The 16,574-nt window shown below is 56.2% G+C and carries 15 protein-coding genes and 1 pseudogene; 9 read left to right on the plus strand and 7 right to left on the minus strand.

Annotation, left to right across the window (positions count from 1 at the left end):
* The first annotated feature begins 109 nt into the window (after positions 1–109).
* Positions 110–1,438: a glycine-rich domain-containing protein gene (locus LOY70_RS10115; protein ID WP_265035963.1), complete on the plus strand. Its 1,329-nt coding sequence runs from the start codon at positions 110–112 to the stop codon at positions 1,436–1,438.
* A gap of 535 nt (positions 1,439–1,973) precedes the next feature.
* The gene (locus LOY70_RS10120) at positions 1,974–2,771 is read left to right on the plus strand and encodes a hypothetical protein (protein WP_265035965.1); all 798 of its coding nucleotides are present in this window, start codon (positions 1,974–1,976) and stop codon (positions 2,769–2,771) included.
* A gap of 393 nt (positions 2,772–3,164) precedes the next feature.
* Here LOY70_RS10120 and LOY70_RS30115 read toward each other — a convergent pair.
* Positions 3,165–3,272, minus strand: a pseudogene (locus tag LOY70_RS30115) (tRNA dihydrouridine(20/20a) synthase DusA); the annotation flags it as partial.
* Positions 3,273–3,494: 222 nt separating this feature from the next.
* On the opposite strand from LOY70_RS30115, the gene LOY70_RS10125 reads away from it, so the two are divergent.
* Positions 3,495–3,974 carry a hypothetical protein gene (locus LOY70_RS10125; protein WP_265035967.1) on the plus strand — a complete coding sequence of 160 codons (480 nt, stop codon included), beginning with the start codon at positions 3,495–3,497 and terminating at the stop codon, positions 3,972–3,974.
* A 137-nt stretch (positions 3,975–4,111) separates the two neighbouring features.
* On the opposite strand, the gene LOY70_RS10130 is transcribed toward LOY70_RS10125, so the two are convergent.
* The 4 genes from LOY70_RS10130 to LOY70_RS10145 form a co-directional block, all read right to left on the minus strand.
* On the minus strand, positions 4,112–4,834 hold the full coding sequence (locus LOY70_RS10130; protein ID WP_265035969.1) for a metallophosphoesterase: 723 nt from the start codon (positions 4,832–4,834) through the stop codon (positions 4,112–4,114).
* 90 nt (positions 4,835–4,924) lie between these two features.
* Positions 4,925–5,524: a putative adenosine monophosphate-protein transferase Fic gene (locus tag LOY70_RS10135; protein ID WP_265035971.1), complete on the minus strand. Its 600-nt coding sequence runs from the start codon at positions 5,522–5,524 to the stop codon at positions 4,925–4,927.
* Positions 5,524–5,694: a YhfG family protein gene (locus tag LOY70_RS10140; protein WP_265035973.1), complete on the minus strand. Its 171-nt coding sequence runs from the start codon at positions 5,692–5,694 to the stop codon at positions 5,524–5,526. The genes LOY70_RS10135 and LOY70_RS10140 overlap by 1 nt, the downstream gene beginning before the upstream one ends.
* A 99-nt stretch (positions 5,695–5,793) precedes the next feature.
* Complete coding sequence (locus LOY70_RS10145; RefSeq protein ID WP_265035975.1) at positions 5,794–7,947, minus strand: WG repeat-containing protein; 2,154 nt, start codon at positions 7,945–7,947, stop codon at positions 5,794–5,796.
* 260 nt (positions 7,948–8,207) lie between these two features.
* On the opposite strand from LOY70_RS10145, the gene LOY70_RS10150 reads away from it, so the two are divergent.
* The 4 genes from LOY70_RS10150 (at position 8,208) to LOY70_RS10165 (ending at position 11,236) form a co-directional block, all read left to right on the plus strand.
* Entirely contained in the window at positions 8,208–8,894 is a 687-nt protein-coding gene (locus LOY70_RS10150) for a cysteine hydrolase family protein (RefSeq protein WP_265035977.1), read from the plus strand.
* Positions 8,895–8,900: 6 nt separating this feature from the next.
* On the plus strand, positions 8,901–9,788 hold the full coding sequence (locus LOY70_RS10155) for a LysR family transcriptional regulator (protein WP_265035979.1): 888 nt from the start codon (positions 8,901–8,903) through the stop codon (positions 9,786–9,788).
* Positions 9,789–10,110: 322 nt separating this feature from the next.
* Positions 10,111–10,404, plus strand: a complete 294-nt coding sequence (locus tag LOY70_RS10160; RefSeq protein WP_265035981.1) for a metal-sensing transcriptional repressor — start codon at positions 10,111–10,113, stop codon at positions 10,402–10,404.
* 7 nt (positions 10,405–10,411) lie between these two features.
* On the plus strand, positions 10,412–11,236 hold the full coding sequence (locus LOY70_RS10165) for a nickel/cobalt efflux protein RcnA (protein ID WP_265035983.1): 825 nt from the start codon (positions 10,412–10,414) through the stop codon (positions 11,234–11,236).
* Between the two features lie 12 nt (positions 11,237–11,248).
* On the opposite strand, the gene LOY70_RS10170 is transcribed toward LOY70_RS10165, so the two are convergent.
* The gene (locus tag LOY70_RS10170) at positions 11,249–12,202 is read right to left on the minus strand and encodes a LysR substrate-binding domain-containing protein (protein ID WP_265035985.1); all 954 of its coding nucleotides are present in this window, start codon (positions 12,200–12,202) and stop codon (positions 11,249–11,251) included.
* 228 nt (positions 12,203–12,430) lie between these two features.
* Between LOY70_RS10170 and LOY70_RS10175 the strand changes: the two genes are divergently transcribed.
* A complete protein-coding gene (locus LOY70_RS10175) occupies positions 12,431–13,726 on the plus strand; it encodes a dicarboxylate/amino acid:cation symporter (protein ID WP_265035987.1) in 1,296 nt (431 codons plus the stop codon).
* A 10-nt stretch (positions 13,727–13,736) separates the two neighbouring features.
* Positions 13,737–15,260: an amino acid racemase gene (locus LOY70_RS10180; protein WP_265035989.1), complete on the plus strand. Its 1,524-nt coding sequence runs from the start codon at positions 13,737–13,739 to the stop codon at positions 15,258–15,260.
* 64 nt (positions 15,261–15,324) lie between these two features.
* Here the strand turns inward: LOY70_RS10180 and codA are convergent, their stop codons facing one another.
* Complete coding sequence (gene codA, locus LOY70_RS10185) at positions 15,325–16,572, minus strand: cytosine deaminase (RefSeq protein ID WP_265035991.1); 1,248 nt, start codon at positions 16,570–16,572, stop codon at positions 15,325–15,327.
* Between the last annotated feature and the right edge of the window lie 2 nt (positions 16,573–16,574).

Consider the following 16,574-nt stretch of genomic DNA (forward strand, 5'->3'; position numbering starts at 1 on the left):
GTAACGATGGTGAAGGCTGGTTGAAGTGAATCGACTCAAGGGGAGCGACCTCAAAGAGCAGCACGTTAACCAGTTCAGACTACCTGTGGCCATTTGAAAGGACCCTGTTATGCCTGTTGAGCATCGCCCACCGACCCAAGCTACAGTGAAAGAGCTTTATGCCAACGCGTTCAGGTGTGCGTACCCATCATGCCAGCGGCCGCTATATAAGGTTGATTCAGAAACCGGTGAGAGGTTTTTGAACTCCAATGTTGCTCATATATGCGCTCGTAGTGAAGGGGGCGAACGTTGGGACGCCGATATGACAGAGGAGGAGAATCGTTCGATAAGAAACCTCCTAATACTTTGTCTTGAACATGCTTGGGAGGTCGACCGACCTAATCGAGTGGATGTATTTCCCCCTAATCTGCTCAGAACCTGGAAGCAAGAACAACTCAAAGAGTTCGATGCTATAGGAGGGCAAGGTTGGATGCTTACATCTGAGATGGCAAGTGAGGCATTACGTGCGTCTGTAGATGGCATTACGATCAAAAACTCCGTTTTGCACCTTGGCGGTTTAGGCGGCGCTGGCCCCGGTGCTGGAGGTGGAGGCGGCGGGGTTGTGGGGAAGAACGCGAAAGCAGGGGATGGTGGCAACGGTGGAAGTATTCGTTACGAAAGCATATGGAAGAGCGACGGTGTTTTGAATTACAAGCTCCCCTCTGGTGAGTCCCCTGGAGCTGGCGGCGGCGGAGCAGGTGCGGAAGGTGAAAATGCGGTGGGCGGCGGCGGAGGTGGCGGAGGAGAAAGCGTTTACACGACGCTTTCTTTAGATCAGCTCGATTCTCCCGAAGAGCCGTTAACCATAGAGGTGTGCATTGGTGAAGGTGGAAAAAGTGGGCGGCATCCTGGTGAACATTCCGGTAACGGAGGCAACACTGAACTGCGCTTTGTTACAGCCGACGGGAAGATAGTTAGATCTATTGTAGCTAAGGGAGGGGGGAGGGGGCAGCCAGGCTTCGCAATGCCCCCGGCAGCTCGGGAGGTGACATCCGCAGAAATTGACTCCGGGCTTGTTGTGTCGACGCTCATGGTCGCTGATGCATTACATTCAAAGGGCGGTCTGCTTTATGTATTGGGAGGCGCCGCAGAGAGCTGGATTATTCCACAGCTTCCAGCAGATGTTGTCTGGCCAGCGACGGTTGTTGTATCTATGGGGCAAGTGCCGGCCTCTCTTTTACTCACCTTTTTTATTGTTGTTGATGATCCAAATGGACAAGAGATTTTTAGACTGCCGTTCAACGTGATTAGGGGCGAGGATCGGCTTGTTGCTAATTTTACCCAGTGTATAGCTGTGCAATTCGGTGCAGAAATCGCCGGGATATGGAGTTTGCGGATTTTGTCAGGTGGTTACGAATTTGCCCGACTACCGATGGAAATTCGAATTCAGGAGGACTGAGCGCTTAAAATCGACATAGCTCTGCGGGGGGAGGGCAGTTGGCTTTTTTTTGGCAGAAAGCCGGCACTGAGCGAGCAAAAAGAAGCTTCCGCTACGAAAACGCCCCCTTCGTTGCAGCCGAAGCGAGGCTGTGGATAGACGATTCTCGTGCCAAACATTGCATATTGAGGGAGAAATCAGGTGGATCTAAACACACAGCCCTGACTTTACCGCCAAGCAAAACCCATAGGACGTAGCGGTTTCCATCTCGCCCATCGCCGTAGGGCTGAAAAATGCAAGCTGTGATTGTTAGGTTTTTGCTACGGGAAGTATGAGGAAATGAATTCTAAGCAAGCAGGGCGGCGTGCCCGGCGATTAATCCATCATGGAGGATGCCCAGGGGCCGCTTTGGATCCATTGCGGACCTTCATACCGGCTAGATAAAAAACAATTTCTATGGGCATACAGTGAACAAAAACTGAGTTTTGTGATATCAAAGAGCCTTCAAAGGATGGGTTTGGGGGCGCGCGCCCTCCTTAAGAGTAGGGGATAGGAAATGCTCCTTGCAAAAAACTGCTTCACAAAGGACAACCTGAAAACTAGAAAAACTATAAAGCTGGGTACGCTGTATGAGTATAGAAAAATTGAAAGTACTCAGATCGTTGATAGCGGAGAAGGCACATACTCTTTTTTACTAAAATTTGATGGAATAGTTGAGATTGAAAGGCGCTGGTTCAGTCTCATGTTTCAAGGCGCAGTCAATATAGGTGGCGATGAACATCATCCGCAAATTCCGGGAGCCATGAACGCGATCATTCATGAACTTGAATTATATGGTGTCGATGAAAAGTTCATCAGGGTGAGAAACTCAAGCGCAAGCATCCACCGAGAAGCGCTCAACGAGTTCATTTTTTGCATGTCCAGAGTTAGGAAGTTACGAGATGCTGTAGGACTATTTCCTGAATACGACGACTGTTGGTACATGACCGCAACAAAAGCTCATGACCTGGGGCAAACGCTTTCAGCACTTCTAAGGGACCGCATTGTCTCTGGGCGTCAGTCAGGTAATCACATCGTGGATCCAGACATTTCATTGGTAGATTTGTCAATCCACTGTCGGCATGAACTAGTTTCTTACCTTGGTCGTGAAATCCACATATCAGATGCCAGCGCGTTCACCGCGGATCACTTCATGCGAAAGATATGGGATATGGCATTTGTAAAGCCTGCCTCGTTTTCGCCAGAGCAGGAATATCGATTCAGCTTCACAATTGTGGCAGGAGATAAGATCCTTATACCTATCGTAGATAATGTAATTTTGAGTGCTGAACAGTTGGTTAGTTGGGCATTATGATCAGTAACTAATAAATTCAGTTTGGTTTAACGTCGGGCACACCATTGATTGTTGCAGTATGCAGCGGTGGCGTCCTTACAGCGCTGATCCTTCACCTGCCAAGTGGCCGGGGAACCTTTAATGGCACGGATTCGGAGCAATGTATGTTGCTCAGCAGCGCCATTTTTGGTGGATGGCTGACTTGCGATGCAGCATTACTAGGATTCCGAATGACCGTTTCAGGCCGATTGCTGTCTGTCGCTTAGGCCCGCGATTGGCTGAAGCTCATGCTGGATGAGCGTAGTGAGATAGAACCCACCCCACACGGCGTAACTCTCGGCCAGCGCTGCACGGATGTAATGCGCGAAGCTGCGGTTGCTAGATATTTGCTACGGGGGCGGCTAAAAAAGCGGCGCTAAGCAAGCGGAACGGCGGGTTCGGTGATGAATCCGTCCAATCCATCATCGGGGCAACGGAGAAGCGGCGTGAGAGTGGGGCAGGTGCGACGATGATTGGGGACATTGGCGTTTCTGGAATGGGCAAGGCTGGGAGGTGGGGAGTTTATCAGGATTGGGAGAGAGGTTGAGGCTCGTATTGCGTGGATGGCATTTGGCTACTCCTCGGCTACGCTTGGATTGATCCTGTGCAAGAGAATACTGATCTATCAATACTGAAGTTTGTATCCGATCACTCCAAGTGTCGAAGTCAATGAGGCTTTTATCGTACAAGCAAGAGGAGGAGGGTATGTCGTTCAATGATATTTCTTGCCATGTCTGGGCTATCGCTGGGTACTATGATGATGACATCGCAAGGGCAGTGAACACGGCGTACACGGCGGCAATTCTGCAACAGGGTGCAGTTGCTAATAATCAAGGCGCCCGAACAGCCGCCTTGACCCATATAGTTACCACTGTTCGGGCAAATCAGAATTCGGTTATAACTGCTGACCCCTGCATCATATACGGAGGGTTTCGCCGAGGGCAGAGCGGTCCTGAACATATGTGGTTGGAATATAACGGCAGAATATATGAGACCATGCCGGGATATAGCATGTACTCTGAGCTGGCTAGTAATGCCAGCAGGAACAATCCACAGCTTGAGAATGATCATTTCACGGCAGCGCAGGTGGGTGTCGTTCGCTCCTATCTAACGGATGATCAGAGATCAATGATTGACGACTATCATATGTTGTTGAATGCAGGAGATCCGATGGAGGATGATTAGCGATAGCGAACAACGGTTTGATCGAATTTTGCCCCACCTTCCAACCCTAAACATTCATGACCCATTTGCCGGTTGTTTGACTTGTGGGGGAAAAATTTCTACCAGGTGCGGGATGGGGAATACCGCTCATCGTATACTCACTGGCTCATGCCGATACGGGTGATGGTTTCGGTTTTGATCTCTACGAGGCTTAATGCGCCATCGGAAAATGAGCAGCCGGTGTCGATATAGACGACATTACCTAGGTGCATAACAGCGGGTACTGTTGAGTGACCCACATAGAGCCGGGTGACTCCTTCGATGAAGGTGTAATCCTCTCGCTCGATTTTTTCTCTGGCATACAGTGCTGTTTTCAAAGCTTGTTGTTGATTCGGCTTTCCGAGTCTTCCAGTAATAGCGTCCTTCGCTTCCGGCCAGCCACCGTTACTCCTGATGGCAGGAGCTTCGGCATGAACTATTCCAATTGTTTGATCGCTTGATAAATTGATTTCAATAATCAAAGGGAGTGCTTGCAAGGCTTTTAAAAGTTCTTGCTGGATGTCTGGCTGTAATTCGTAGAGCCACGCCCCACCATTTCGGATATGCCTGCGTATGTCGCCGTGGCCGGAGATGCATTCAATAAGCATATGTTCATGATTGCCGCGTACCGCATGGAACCACGGTTTTTCAAGCCAGTTCAATATGTCTATAGAGTCGGGGCCTCGGTCGATGAGGTCTCCCACAGAGAAAACACGGTCCACTTCGCTATTGAAGTTCACCTTATCCAGGGCTTCTGTCAGGAGCTTGAAGTGCCCGTGAATGTCGCCCACCGCAAAATCGCGACCTTCCTTGTTGGGTGGGAATGACGTCGTCCTGTACATTTTTTGTGCTTTAGCAGATTTTAGTTGATGGCAACTGTATCACTTGGCGGAATGAGCGCGTAAGGCGCTGTACGTGGGGAGGTCCTGCGATCAAGGTTGAATCGTTTGCCCGATACACTTTTCGAAAACCTGCTCCATCGGCGCCAGGGCGCAGTTGTAAGCCGCAATGTTGGCAAAAATCCATTCGTCCTTTTCGATCCCCCACCAGCTGATTTCAAATCCGGCATTCATGATCAGGTGCTCAAAGAGAATGCGCTGCGCCCGGCCGTTGCCTTCGCGGAAAGGGTGGACGACGTTGATATCGGAATAGACTTCGGCGACAGCGACGATCAGGTCCGCACGGTTCAGCCCCTCGAACCAGTTCGCCGCCGCCATGTTGGCGAAGATCTTGTTGGCCTCCTTCTCCATGTACTCGGGTTGGCAGAAGCGGGTGTCTTGTTTGGACATGCCAACGGTGCGCAGCTCCCCGGCCCACTCGAACAAGTCCGAGAACAGGATTCGATGAATGTTCTGCAGGTAAGCAAGGCTGTAGGGAGGAGGGCTGAATTCGACGTTGTCCGCCGCGATGGCCGAGAGCTGTTGCTCGGCTTCGCTTAACGTCGATTCATCGCGAATATCGAGTTTATTGCGCAAGACTCTGGAGCCGGGATAGCAATAAGCGTCTTCGCCGACTCCATATTTGTCTGGCATCAGGCCTTGGTCTTGGCGAAAGTCTTCAAGACCTCTTCACGGGTCGGCATTTTTTCTTCGCCGTCCGCCAAGGTCATTTTGAAGCCCTCCAGGCGTAGGCTGGCCGCATAGTTTGAACGGCGTGTCCGGGCTGCGTAGGCTTTTTTGGTTTCAATGCTGATATTGCCCATGGGGCTGGACCTCAATCGCGTTGGTGAGCCGATTATAGCCCATCCCGCTGGCATGGCCTATGTCGCAGCCTGTACGGATGGCCCCTGAGAAGGCCCCCCTTATTCTTCTTCCTTCACAAGATTACCATCGGCGTCATAGACCAGGAACTCGTCGGAATTGTTCGGATCCCTCACGCTGTAACGGGCTTCGTTGCCGTTATCAGGGACGGTCATGCTGGTGTAAGAACCGAGCTTTTTGAACTGTTTGTTGTTTTGACTGATCAGCACCAGCCCAGATCCACTGCCGGCCGGGATGGCGGCGGCGTAGCGGGTTTGGAACGCGCTGATCCTGTTGTACTCCAGCGCAATCCGCAATCTACCGGTCAGGTCGATGGCACCATAGCTTTGGTCACGGCCGACCACTGCCATACCGTTGGAGAACGGCTCCACCTCGTCATAGGGGAGTTTGATGGGAAGCTGCGTGCCCTGGCGGTTGATAAAAGCAAACTTCTTACTTTTAGCGTCCTGTACCAACAGCGGTTGCTCGCCAAAAAAACGGCCGATTGCGTTGTAACCCTGGGCGTTGATTCGCTTGCCTTCCAGGTTGAAGACGTCCTGGCGACTTCGGTCGGCTGAGTGGGTGTAGAGGTAATCACCGCTTTGCTCAATGTTGGAGAACTGCGGTGGCAGAATCTCCTTGCCGGCCAGGGTATAAGCGCCGTAATGGCCTTCCGTGGCATAGGTTTTATTGCCGAGACGAGCAATGAACACGTTACCGGTTACCGTGGGATTGACGAACTTCATTGGCAGCGTGAAGCGGTGCGCCTTGGCGTCGTAAATCCCATAGGGGCCGTTGGTTTCACGCTCTACCAGCAACAGGTCATTGTCCAATGTTTGCGATATGTATTCGAACGGCAGGTTTATAAGTTTATTGCTGCCGGGGGCGAAGTAAGCGAGTTGGCTCCGCACCTCCTGCACGTCCCGTTGCGGCTCGTTGGATTTTTCCAGCGTAAATAACGTGTAGGTATCCGCCACTCCGCCATCCTGCACTTCTGTCCAGCGCGGTTTGATCAACCACTGTCCGGCCGGATCGATGAAGCCGTAGAGCCCGGATTTCCGCTCGCGGGCGATATAACGCGTTTGCTCTGCTAGAACGTTGTGCACCTCGTCGATAACGGCGGTGTGGTCTTCCATCGGATCGAGCACATGAATGACGATACGCTGCGGCGTGGCCTCGAACTGGTAGTCGACCTCGGTGTTTTTCAACGGCCCCGCCTGAGTGGAAAGATGATTGGCCAGTCGCTCGATTTGTTGTTGCACAGCCTGACTGGTCTTGAGCCGATCGAGGTCATCCTTGGTCTGCAGCAGGGCTTTGTAAAAATCATGCATCGCCGCAATATCGCCGTCCGAAGGGAAGGAGCGGGTGCTGTTGCCGTTGCTGTAAAGCGCCTTGCCCGAGTCGGTCAAACCCTGCACTACGAAGGTCGACATTTTGGGCGTACTCAGCCGTATCGAGGCGCTGGCGTCACCCAGGGCCGTGAGCTGAAAAGATTGGCCGTCGTCCAGGGTCACTCGCGGATGGTCCTTGTCCAGGACCACTTTTTTGAACGCCGGATAGCTGCGGTAAGCGATCGTCAGGCTGAGGCTGGCCAAGGGTTTGTTGAGCGCCAGTGTGATGGGGTTATCGAGCGACGCATCATCATCAGGGCCTGCCTTGGAGGATACCTTGATATCGGCGAATGCTTTCTCGCTGCCGTCTCGAAAATGCAGGCGTTCTGGGCGGTACTGTTCGGCCGCCGGCTCATCCGGCGTGGCGGCACGCTTCCACAGGGGGTCAAGGCTGCTGGTGTCGAACCTCACTTCGGAACTGTCAGCAAACAGCCGTTGAACAAAACGCAGGTCCTGGGTCGATGTCAGAGCCGTTTTCACCTGTGCACTGGTGAAAGGAACAAACAACTCCTCGTATTGCAGTTCTTGCTGGCTGGCCGACTCGGTCTTTTCAACGGTCAGGCTAAATTCCGAGTCAATGACCAAGTCCAAGGCTCTGAGGGTTTCACCGGTGTCATGGATCAGGTAATTCAGACGCTTTTGCGCCTCAGGCAGTGTCAGCGTGCCGATGTCCTCTATGCCCCCTTCGTTCATGTCCTCGGCGGTGAAACTTTCATCTGCCCACGTAGTGTTCTGGCGAAACAGGTAGTAGGACGTAGCGCCCACCACTAACAGGATCGCGCTCAGTATCAACAGCAATCTCAAACGAGGCTGGGTAAGGTTCATTTTTGGCTTCGGCGGCTAAAGGGCGGGGAAAGTGCAGCTAGCTAACCACAGCGCATTGCGGCCTGCCAATGGTCTGGATGGCTTTAATTGCTGGATGAAATCCAGGCGTGCTGCGCCGGTATCGTTGCAAGCAAGCGGTTAAATCGCGACTTCGTATTTGTGCGAAATCCAGACAAGCTCTGTACCTTAGGCGCTGTGTTTCAGCACGCGGTCACCCCTTAGCATTCCTTCACTCAGTTACCCCACAGAAGGAATTTCTCATGCAGTGTTTCACTCGCCGCTTCCTCGCCGCCTGTGCATTTTTCGGCATTGTCGCCAGCACTGGCGCATTGGCCGAAGTCCATCCAACCATTCGAGCCATGGCCGGTGCACAGCCGACCAGCGAACTGCCTGCCGGTAAAACGGCGTTACTGGTGATCGATTTTCAGAACGAATACTTCACCGGTAAGATGCCGATCCCCGATGGTGCTGCGGCGCTGGCCAATGCCCGGGAGCTGATTAAGTTCGCAGATGAACACAAGATGCCGGTCTACCATGTCCAGCACATTGCACCTGCAGGTTCGCCTGTGTTTGCGAAGGATGGCCAAACCGTGAAGTTCCACCCAGACATGCAACCCAGGGTTCGGGATGTGGTGTTGCAGAAAACCACCGTCAGCGTCTTCGGCAGTACCGATCTGGACACGCGTTTGAAGAGCGCAGGTATCGAGAACCTGATCATCTCGGGCCTCATGACCCATGCGTGTGTGGCCGGTGCTGCCCGTGATGCGGCGTCTCTGGGCTACAACGTACTGGTCGCTTCCGATGCATCGGCGACCCGCGCGATTACCCGGGTCAACGGTGACGCAATAGACAAGGATTCTTTGCACAAAGCCGCGTTGGCTGAAGTCGAGGACACTTTCGGTGATGTGATGACTACCAAGCAGATCATCCAGTTACCGGTGCGCTAAAACGCTATGAACCAGATGCTCGCCATGCGTGTGTTCCGCTGCATCGTAGAAGCCCAGGGGTTTTCGGCCGCGGCTGAGCGGCTCGATACCACCCACTCTTCAGTGTCGCGACACTTGCAGCAACTGGAGTCTGCGCTGGGCGTGCGTCTGGTCAATCGCAATACCCGAAGCATGAGCCCTACGGCGGCTGGCGAACGGTATTACGCGGCTTGCGTGGATATTCTCGATCGTGTTGATGCAGCATCCCAAGCGGTAACCCTTGAGCAGCAACGTCCCTCGGGATTGCTTCGAATCAGCGTGCCGCTGGCGGTGGGCACCTTGGAATTGGCTCGTTGGCTGCCGGCTTTCCAGCAGCGTTATCCAGACATCCAGGTCGATCTGTCCTGTTCTGATCCTCTTGTCGATCTGGTGGCCGAAGGGTTTGATGTGGCGTTACGGATTTGTGGGCCGCTGGCCGATAGCAGTCTTGTCGCACGCTTGCTCAGTGTTTCGCCGCTGGTCTTGGTCGCGGCACCGGCCTATGTATTCAAGGCGGGGCTGGCTCGCCATGTCGCTGATCTCAACGAGCATCGCCTGTTGACGTATGCATCGGCTACCCAGTGGTCGCTGGTCAATGAAGGGGGCGAGTCGATCACCCTGGACTGTCACAGCGCCTTCCATACGGACACCATCACCGCCTTGCATGCCTGTGCCCTGGCGGGTGGGGGCATTGCTGCGTTTACCCTGGCGACGGTGCAGGATGACCTGCTGACGGGGCGGCTGGTTCGGATTCTGCCTGATTACACCCTTGGGGTGCGGCATTACTACGCGCTTTTTCCTAATGCCCGGAACTTGCCTGCCAAGGTCCGAGCGTTTGTCGATTACATGGCTCAGTACTACCAGGACCAGGGCTGACTTTGCCGAGGCCATGGACACTTGACGCTCGACACAGAAGCACCTCTGGACGTACTGCACGACACCGCCGCCTACCGCGTCGCGGCTGTCACGCAACAGTTTCTTCCGAGTTGTTCAACGGTATCGCGTTCACTGCAAATCTCCTGTGGGAGCGAGCTTGCTCGCGATAGCGGTGGGTCAGTTGATGAGGGGGTTGGATGTGCCGCCGTCATCGCGAGCAAGCTCACTCCCACAGGGTGATCAGTGCTTCGATGAATTTGTTATATCCTCCTGGGGAGGATAGGGTGCCTACGTAAATCTACTGAAACCCGAGGCTCAGCCCATGAGTGAGCACGACCACGAACATCCCCATCCCCACCAAAGCCATACAGCGATCATCAAGCGCCTCAAGCGCGCGGACGGCCACTTGCGCAGCATCATCACCATGATCGAAGAGGGCCGTGAGTGCGTGGACATCGCCCAGCAGTTGCACGCGGTGGAAAAAGCGGTGTGCCAGGCCAAGCGGACATTGATCCAGGATCACATCGACCACTGCCTGGAGGACACCGTTTCGTCGCTGAATAACGGCGAGCGCGCTCCGCTGGAAGCCTTCAAACAAATCACCAAGTACCTCTAGGCCCGACATGCCCAATTTTGCTGAACTGCTGCAACAGGGGAGCGCTCACGCCTGGCTGTATTTCCCCAGCGCTATCCTGCTGGGCGCGCTGCATGGTCTTGAGCCTGGCCATTCCAAAACCATGATGGCGGCGTTTATCGTGGCCATCCGGGGCTCGGTCAAGCAGGCGGTGTTACTGGGATTGGCGGCGACGCTTTCCCATACCGCCGTGGTGTGGGCGATTGCCATCGGCGGCATGTACCTGGGCCAGGGACTGGATGCCGAAACCACGGAGCCTTATTTCCAACTGGCGTCTTCTGCGCTGATCATTGCCATCGCATTGTGGATGTTGTGGCGTACCTGGCGTGGCGAGCAGATGTTCAGGTTCGAGCAGGGGCATGACCACCACCATCATCACGATCACAAACATGACCATTCGGAACCCGAAGGCCTGGCGCTGTCGCTGGAAGGCTACCAGGATGCCCATGAGCGGGCGCATGCCAGCGATATCCGCAAGCGTTTCACCAACCGGGAGGTCACCACGGGCCAGATCATCATGTTCGGCCTGACGGGCGGCCTGATCCCGTGCCCCGCGGCCATTACCGTCCTGCTGTTGTGCCTCCAGGTCAAAGAGGTCGCGCTGGGCGGCCTGCTGGTCCTGTGCTTCAGCATCGGCCTGGCGATGACCCTGGTCACGGTGGGTGCCGCCGCGGCCATTGGCGCAAGGCAGGCCTCCAATCGCTGGCCTTGGCTGGGCACCGTTGCCCGACGCGCACCGTACCTGTCCAGCGTGTTGATCATTGGTGTCGGTCTATACGTGGGTATCCACGGCTGGATCGGCTTGAATGCGTAGCCTCGCCCCGGATCATTGATCAGGCGCACCATCGAGCGCAGTGGGTGCGCTGCCCGGTCGATGCAACGAAGCTCCCTCCAGGGTCTTCCAAAGCTTGCGCATCGTCGGATTGCGATTGGCAATCGCGCAATATGAGCGAATCTCCAATCGCGTGCTCCATTGCTCGCCACCGGCCCTGACCAACAAGCCACGCTCCAACTCGTCGGCGACTGCACTCTGCGGCAGCCAGGCCACGCCGTAGCCCTCGATTGCCATGCGCATCAGCAGCATCGCCATGTCCGCTTCATAACAACGCTCCAGCGCGACCGGCTCAGGGCCGTTGTGGATGACGATATCAGCGACGCGCCCCAGGAAAGTCGTTGCCGTGTAGGCCAGGTAGGGGACCGGTTTTCCAGAGCGTCCCGGTAAACGGAACAGCGGCTCGCCCCGGTGGTTGGGCGCGCACAAGGGGATGAACGCGTCATGGCCGAGGGTCAGGCTGCCGAAGCGTTCGGCGTCCAGCAGGATCGGGGCGAGCGGATGGTGGTAGACCATCATCAAATCGCAGCTGCCTTCCTCCAAGGCGATGACGGCGTCGTGAATATTGGCGGCCACCACCCGGGCGTTGAACTGTTCAGTGTTTTGCTGGAACTGTGAGAGCCATTTCGGCAGGAAGGTCATCGACAGGCTGTGGCCGGCGGTGATCTGGATGGAGCGCCCCGGCATCCGTTCCACGTCGCGCAAGGTCGAACGCAACCGGAGTAAACCGGCGAGCGCCTCTCTGCTTTCATCGCAGAAGGTGATGCCCGCCGCCGTGAGCTGGACAGGGTAGGTGCCACGGTCCACCAGCTTGACCCCCACCCATTCCTCAAGGGACTGGATTCGCCGCGACAAAGCGGATTGAGTCACGCAACGAACTTCGGCCGCGCGGGAGAAGTTCTTCCATTCGGCAATCGCCAGAAGATCGTCCAGCCATTTGAGTTGCATCCCGAAATCTCCCGCTGTGAGTGCGCCATTTTACTGTGCAATGGCCCGGCCTATCGCGGTATTTGAACAACTATTCCAAAAGCGCATGGGTTGATCTGGATTACTCATCATGCCTTTGAATCCGCTCCTTAGAATCGTCTTCGTAGTCCCTGTGCCACGTACGGCATCGGTACCGCCACTTGATTCCTGCCAAGTAAAAAAATCCAAGAACTACTTGAGGACAGCACCGTGAAGAAGAATAAGCTCCCACGTCGAATTGCAATGGGCATTGCCCTGGGCGTGCTGGTCGGTTGGGCGTGTCACCATTTCGCAGGGAGCGAGCAAAGTGCCAAAGAGATAGCCGCTTACTTCTCGATGGTCACCGACATTTTCCTGCGCATGATCAAGATGATCATCGCGCCCCTGGTTTTCGCGACGCTGGTCGGTGGTATCGCCAGCATGGGCAATTCCCGTTCCGTCGGCAGGATTGGCGCTCGGGCGATGGCCTGGTTCGTCACTGCTTCAGTTGTGTCGCTGCTGATCGGGATGGGCCTGGTCAATCTGTTTCAGCCCGGCGCCGGACTGAACATGGACGTCGCCCAGCATGCAACGGCTGCCGTTCCAGTCAACACGGGCGATTTCAGTCTCAAGGCATTCATTGGCCACGTGTTTCCGCGCAGTATTGCCGAGGCGATGGCCAACAATGAGATCCTGCAGATCGTGGTGTTCTCGCTGTTCTTCGGCTTCGCCCTGGCCGCAGTGAAACGGGCCGGTTATACCCGGATCACGGACTCCATCGAAGAGTTGGCGAAGGTGATGTTCAAGATCACCGACTACGTGATGGCCTTCGCACCGATTGGGGTGTTTGCCGCCATCGCCTCGGCCATCACCACCCAGGGGCTTGGCTTGCTGGTGGATTACGGCAAGCTGATTGCCGAGTTCTACCTCGGGATCCTGATCCTCTGGGCCTTGTTGTTCGGTGCCGGGTACCTATTTCTCGGGCGTTCCGTTTTTCACCTCGGCAAGCTCATTCGCGAGCCGATTCTCCTGGCCTTTTCGACTGCCAGTAGCGAATCCGCCTACCCGAAGACCATTGAAGCGCTGGAGAAGTTCGGCGCACCCAAACGCGTCTCCAGCTTCGTGTTGCCCCTGGGTTATTCGTTCAACCTGGACGGCTCGATGATGTACCAGGCATTCGCCATTCTATTCATCGCCCAGGCCTACAACATTGACCTGAGTTTCACTCAGCAACTGCTGATTCTTCTGACACTGATGATCACCAGCAAGGGCATGGCCGGGGTTGCACGCGCTTCGGTCGTCGTAGTCGCGGCCACGCTGCCGATGTTCAATCTTCCCGAGGCGGGGCTGTTGTTGATCATCGGCATCGACCAGTTCCTGGACATGGCTCGCACGGCCACCAACGTGGTGGGTAACAGCATCGCGACGGCTGTGGTCGCCAAGTCCGAACCTCTCGAAGAACCCGTTGAGGACGATGACGCTCATTTCCCCGTTCGGTCTCGATCCGAACCGGTTCCGGTGGTTTGAGGAGAGGGTCATGAAGGTTAAAGCGAAGTCGAGCCGCCAGGCTCCTGTTGTCCGCAAGCTGGGCATTGTCGGTGGGCTTGGGTCACTGGCCGGGGGCGATCTGTTCTACAAGTTGGTCAAGTCGCGGGCGGTACTCGAGGATCAAGGTCGCTACCACTTCCTCTTCGAGCAGCACCCGTTCAAGGACGTATTGCTGCCCCTGGACCAGGACGCGAGCATGACGTCGCGCAAGTTCTATGTATTCCAGGTGTGCAAATCGTTCGAGGAAAGCGGTGTCGATGCGGTGATGCTGCCGTGCTTCGCCAGCCATACCTTTCGCGCTGAAATCCAGGACGAACTGGGTATTCCCGTGCTGGACATGATGGCCGCCTTGACCCAGCACGTCAGCCACACGGTTGCGGCCCAGACGACGTTGGGAGTCATCGCCTCCGACTTCGTGCGCCATTGCGGCTTGTTCGAACGACATTTCGGGCAACACTTCAAGATTGTCTACCCCGCCGCTGATGCTCAATCGGATTTGATGGAGGCCATGTACGGCCTCAACGGGATCAAGGATGGCCACTTGGAAGGCGTACCGCTTGAAGCGGTCTACCAGGCTTGCCTCTCGCTGCAAGCCCAAGGCGCCACGGTGATCTTGCCTGGCATGACCGAATTGTCCCTCGTCTGTACCGACTTGCAGCGTCGCGGCATCACCGTGCTGGACATCAATGAGATTTACGCTGACTTCGCGACGCTGGATCAGCAGCAGCCCAGGCGCCCGCCCTTCAAACTGGGCATCGTCGGTGGCGTCGGCCCTGCCGCCACGGTGGATTTCATGGCCAAGGTGGTGGCCAATACGCCAGCAGGTAAGGATCAGGACCACATCAAGATGGTGGTCGAGCAAAATCCCCAGATACCGGATCGAACGGCCAACCTGCTACGGGATGAAACCGATCCGACCCTGGCGATGTACGCCACCTGCAAACGCCTCGAAAGCGCGGGTGCCAACGCTATCGCGATTCCCTGTAATACCGCCCATGCTTTCGTCGAGCGCATCCAGACGCACCTGAGGGTGCCCATCGTGAACATGCTGACCGAGACGGTGGAGTGGATCGTGCACACGTACGGTTCGGGCAAGGCGGTAGGGCTGTTGGCGACATCCGGTACTGTGCAAAGCCAGGTCTATCACCAGGCCGCGCGCCGCGCCGGACTTCAGGTCCTCACGCCAGGCGTCGATTATCAGGCGATGGTCATGGAGGCCATCTATGGGCCGCGCGGTATCAAGGCCGGTTTCACCCAAGGGCTCTGCAAGGAGCAATTGTTGCTGGCGGCCGAGCACCTGTGTGAACTGGGGGCGGGGGTTCTGATTCTGGGGTGTACGGAGTTACCGCTGGTGCTGGATCATTGCGAGGGGGTCGACATTAACGGGCATACCGTGGCCCTGGTCGACCCGACGACGATCCTGGCCCTGAAGTGCATCGCGTTGGCCGAGAAAACCGCAAAGCCGATGGCCCCTCCGAAGGCACCTTCGAGCGTCGCAACGCTTTCAATCTAAGAAAACGAACCCTGTGGCGAGAGCGCTCACAAAAAAATGCGCCGCGGCTCCCACAGGGTTTGTATCAGCCCAACTGCGGGGCAAACTCCACCACCGGCATCTGTCGCTTCATCAGCACTTCACCGTTGCGGATCGAGTAGAGCGGTAACCCCTGGCTGCGGATCACTTCGTAATCACTGTCGGCCGACAGGATCAGCAGGTTTGCCGGGCGCCCCGGTTCCAGGCCGTAGCGCTCGCCCAGGGCCATGGCCTTGGCGCTGTTGTCGGTGACCAGGTCGAGGGCGCTTTGCAGGTTGCGGTAGCCGAGCATGTGACAGATATGCAGCCCGGCTTCCAATACCCGCAGGATGTTGCCGTTGCCCAGCGGATACCACGGATCGACGATGGAGTCCTGGCCGAAGCACACGTTCATCCCGGCTTCGAGCAGTTCGTTGACCCGGGTGACGCCGCGGCGCTTGGGGAAGTTATCGAAGCGTCCCTGCAAGTGGATGCTTTCAGTGGGGCAGGAGACGAAGCTGATGCCCGAGTGCCCGAGCAAGCGAAACAGCTTGGCGCAGTAGGCGTTGTCGTAGGAGCCCATGGCCGTGGTGTGGCTGGCGGTGACCCGCGCGCCCATGTCGCGGCTGCGGGCTTCTTCGGCGAGCACTTCGAGGAAGCGCGAATGCGGATCGTCGGTTTCGTCGCAATGCACATCCACCAGGCAACCGGTGCGTTCGGCCAGGTCCATCAGAAATTTCACCGAGCTGACGCCCTGGTCGCGGGTGTACTCGAAATGCGGAATGCCGCCCACCACGTCGGCGCCCATGCGGATCGCTTCTTCCATCAGCTCGCGGCCGTTGCGGTAAGACTCGATGCCTTCCTGGGGAAACGCGACGATCTGCATGTCCACAAGGTGCCGGCTTTCCTCGCGCACTTCCAGCATCGCCTTGAGGGCTGTGAGCTCCGGGTCGGTCACGTCGATGTGGGTACGCACATGCTGGATGCCGTGGGCGGCGAGGGCCTGGAGGGTTTTCTTGGCGCGGGTCTTGGTGTCTTCCTGGGTGATGGTGGCCTTGCGTTCGCCCCAGCACTCGATGCCTTCGAACAGCGTGCCGCTCATGTTCCAGCGCGGCTCGCCGGCGGTGAGGGTCGCGTCCAGGTGGATGTGCGGCTCGACGAAGGGCGGCACCACCAGGTTGCCGCCGGCATCGAGGTCTTCCGGGCCCAGGCTGGGGGCCTCGGTCTGACGGGCGATGTTGGCGATCAGGCCGTTTTCCAGGTGCAGTTCATGCAAGCCTTCGCGGTTGCGCAGGCGGGCGTTGATGATGTGCATCA

It is taken from the genome of Pseudomonas sp. B21-054 (assembly GCF_026016345.1).
Classification (GTDB): Bacteria; Pseudomonadota; Gammaproteobacteria; order Pseudomonadales; family Pseudomonadaceae; genus Aquipseudomonas.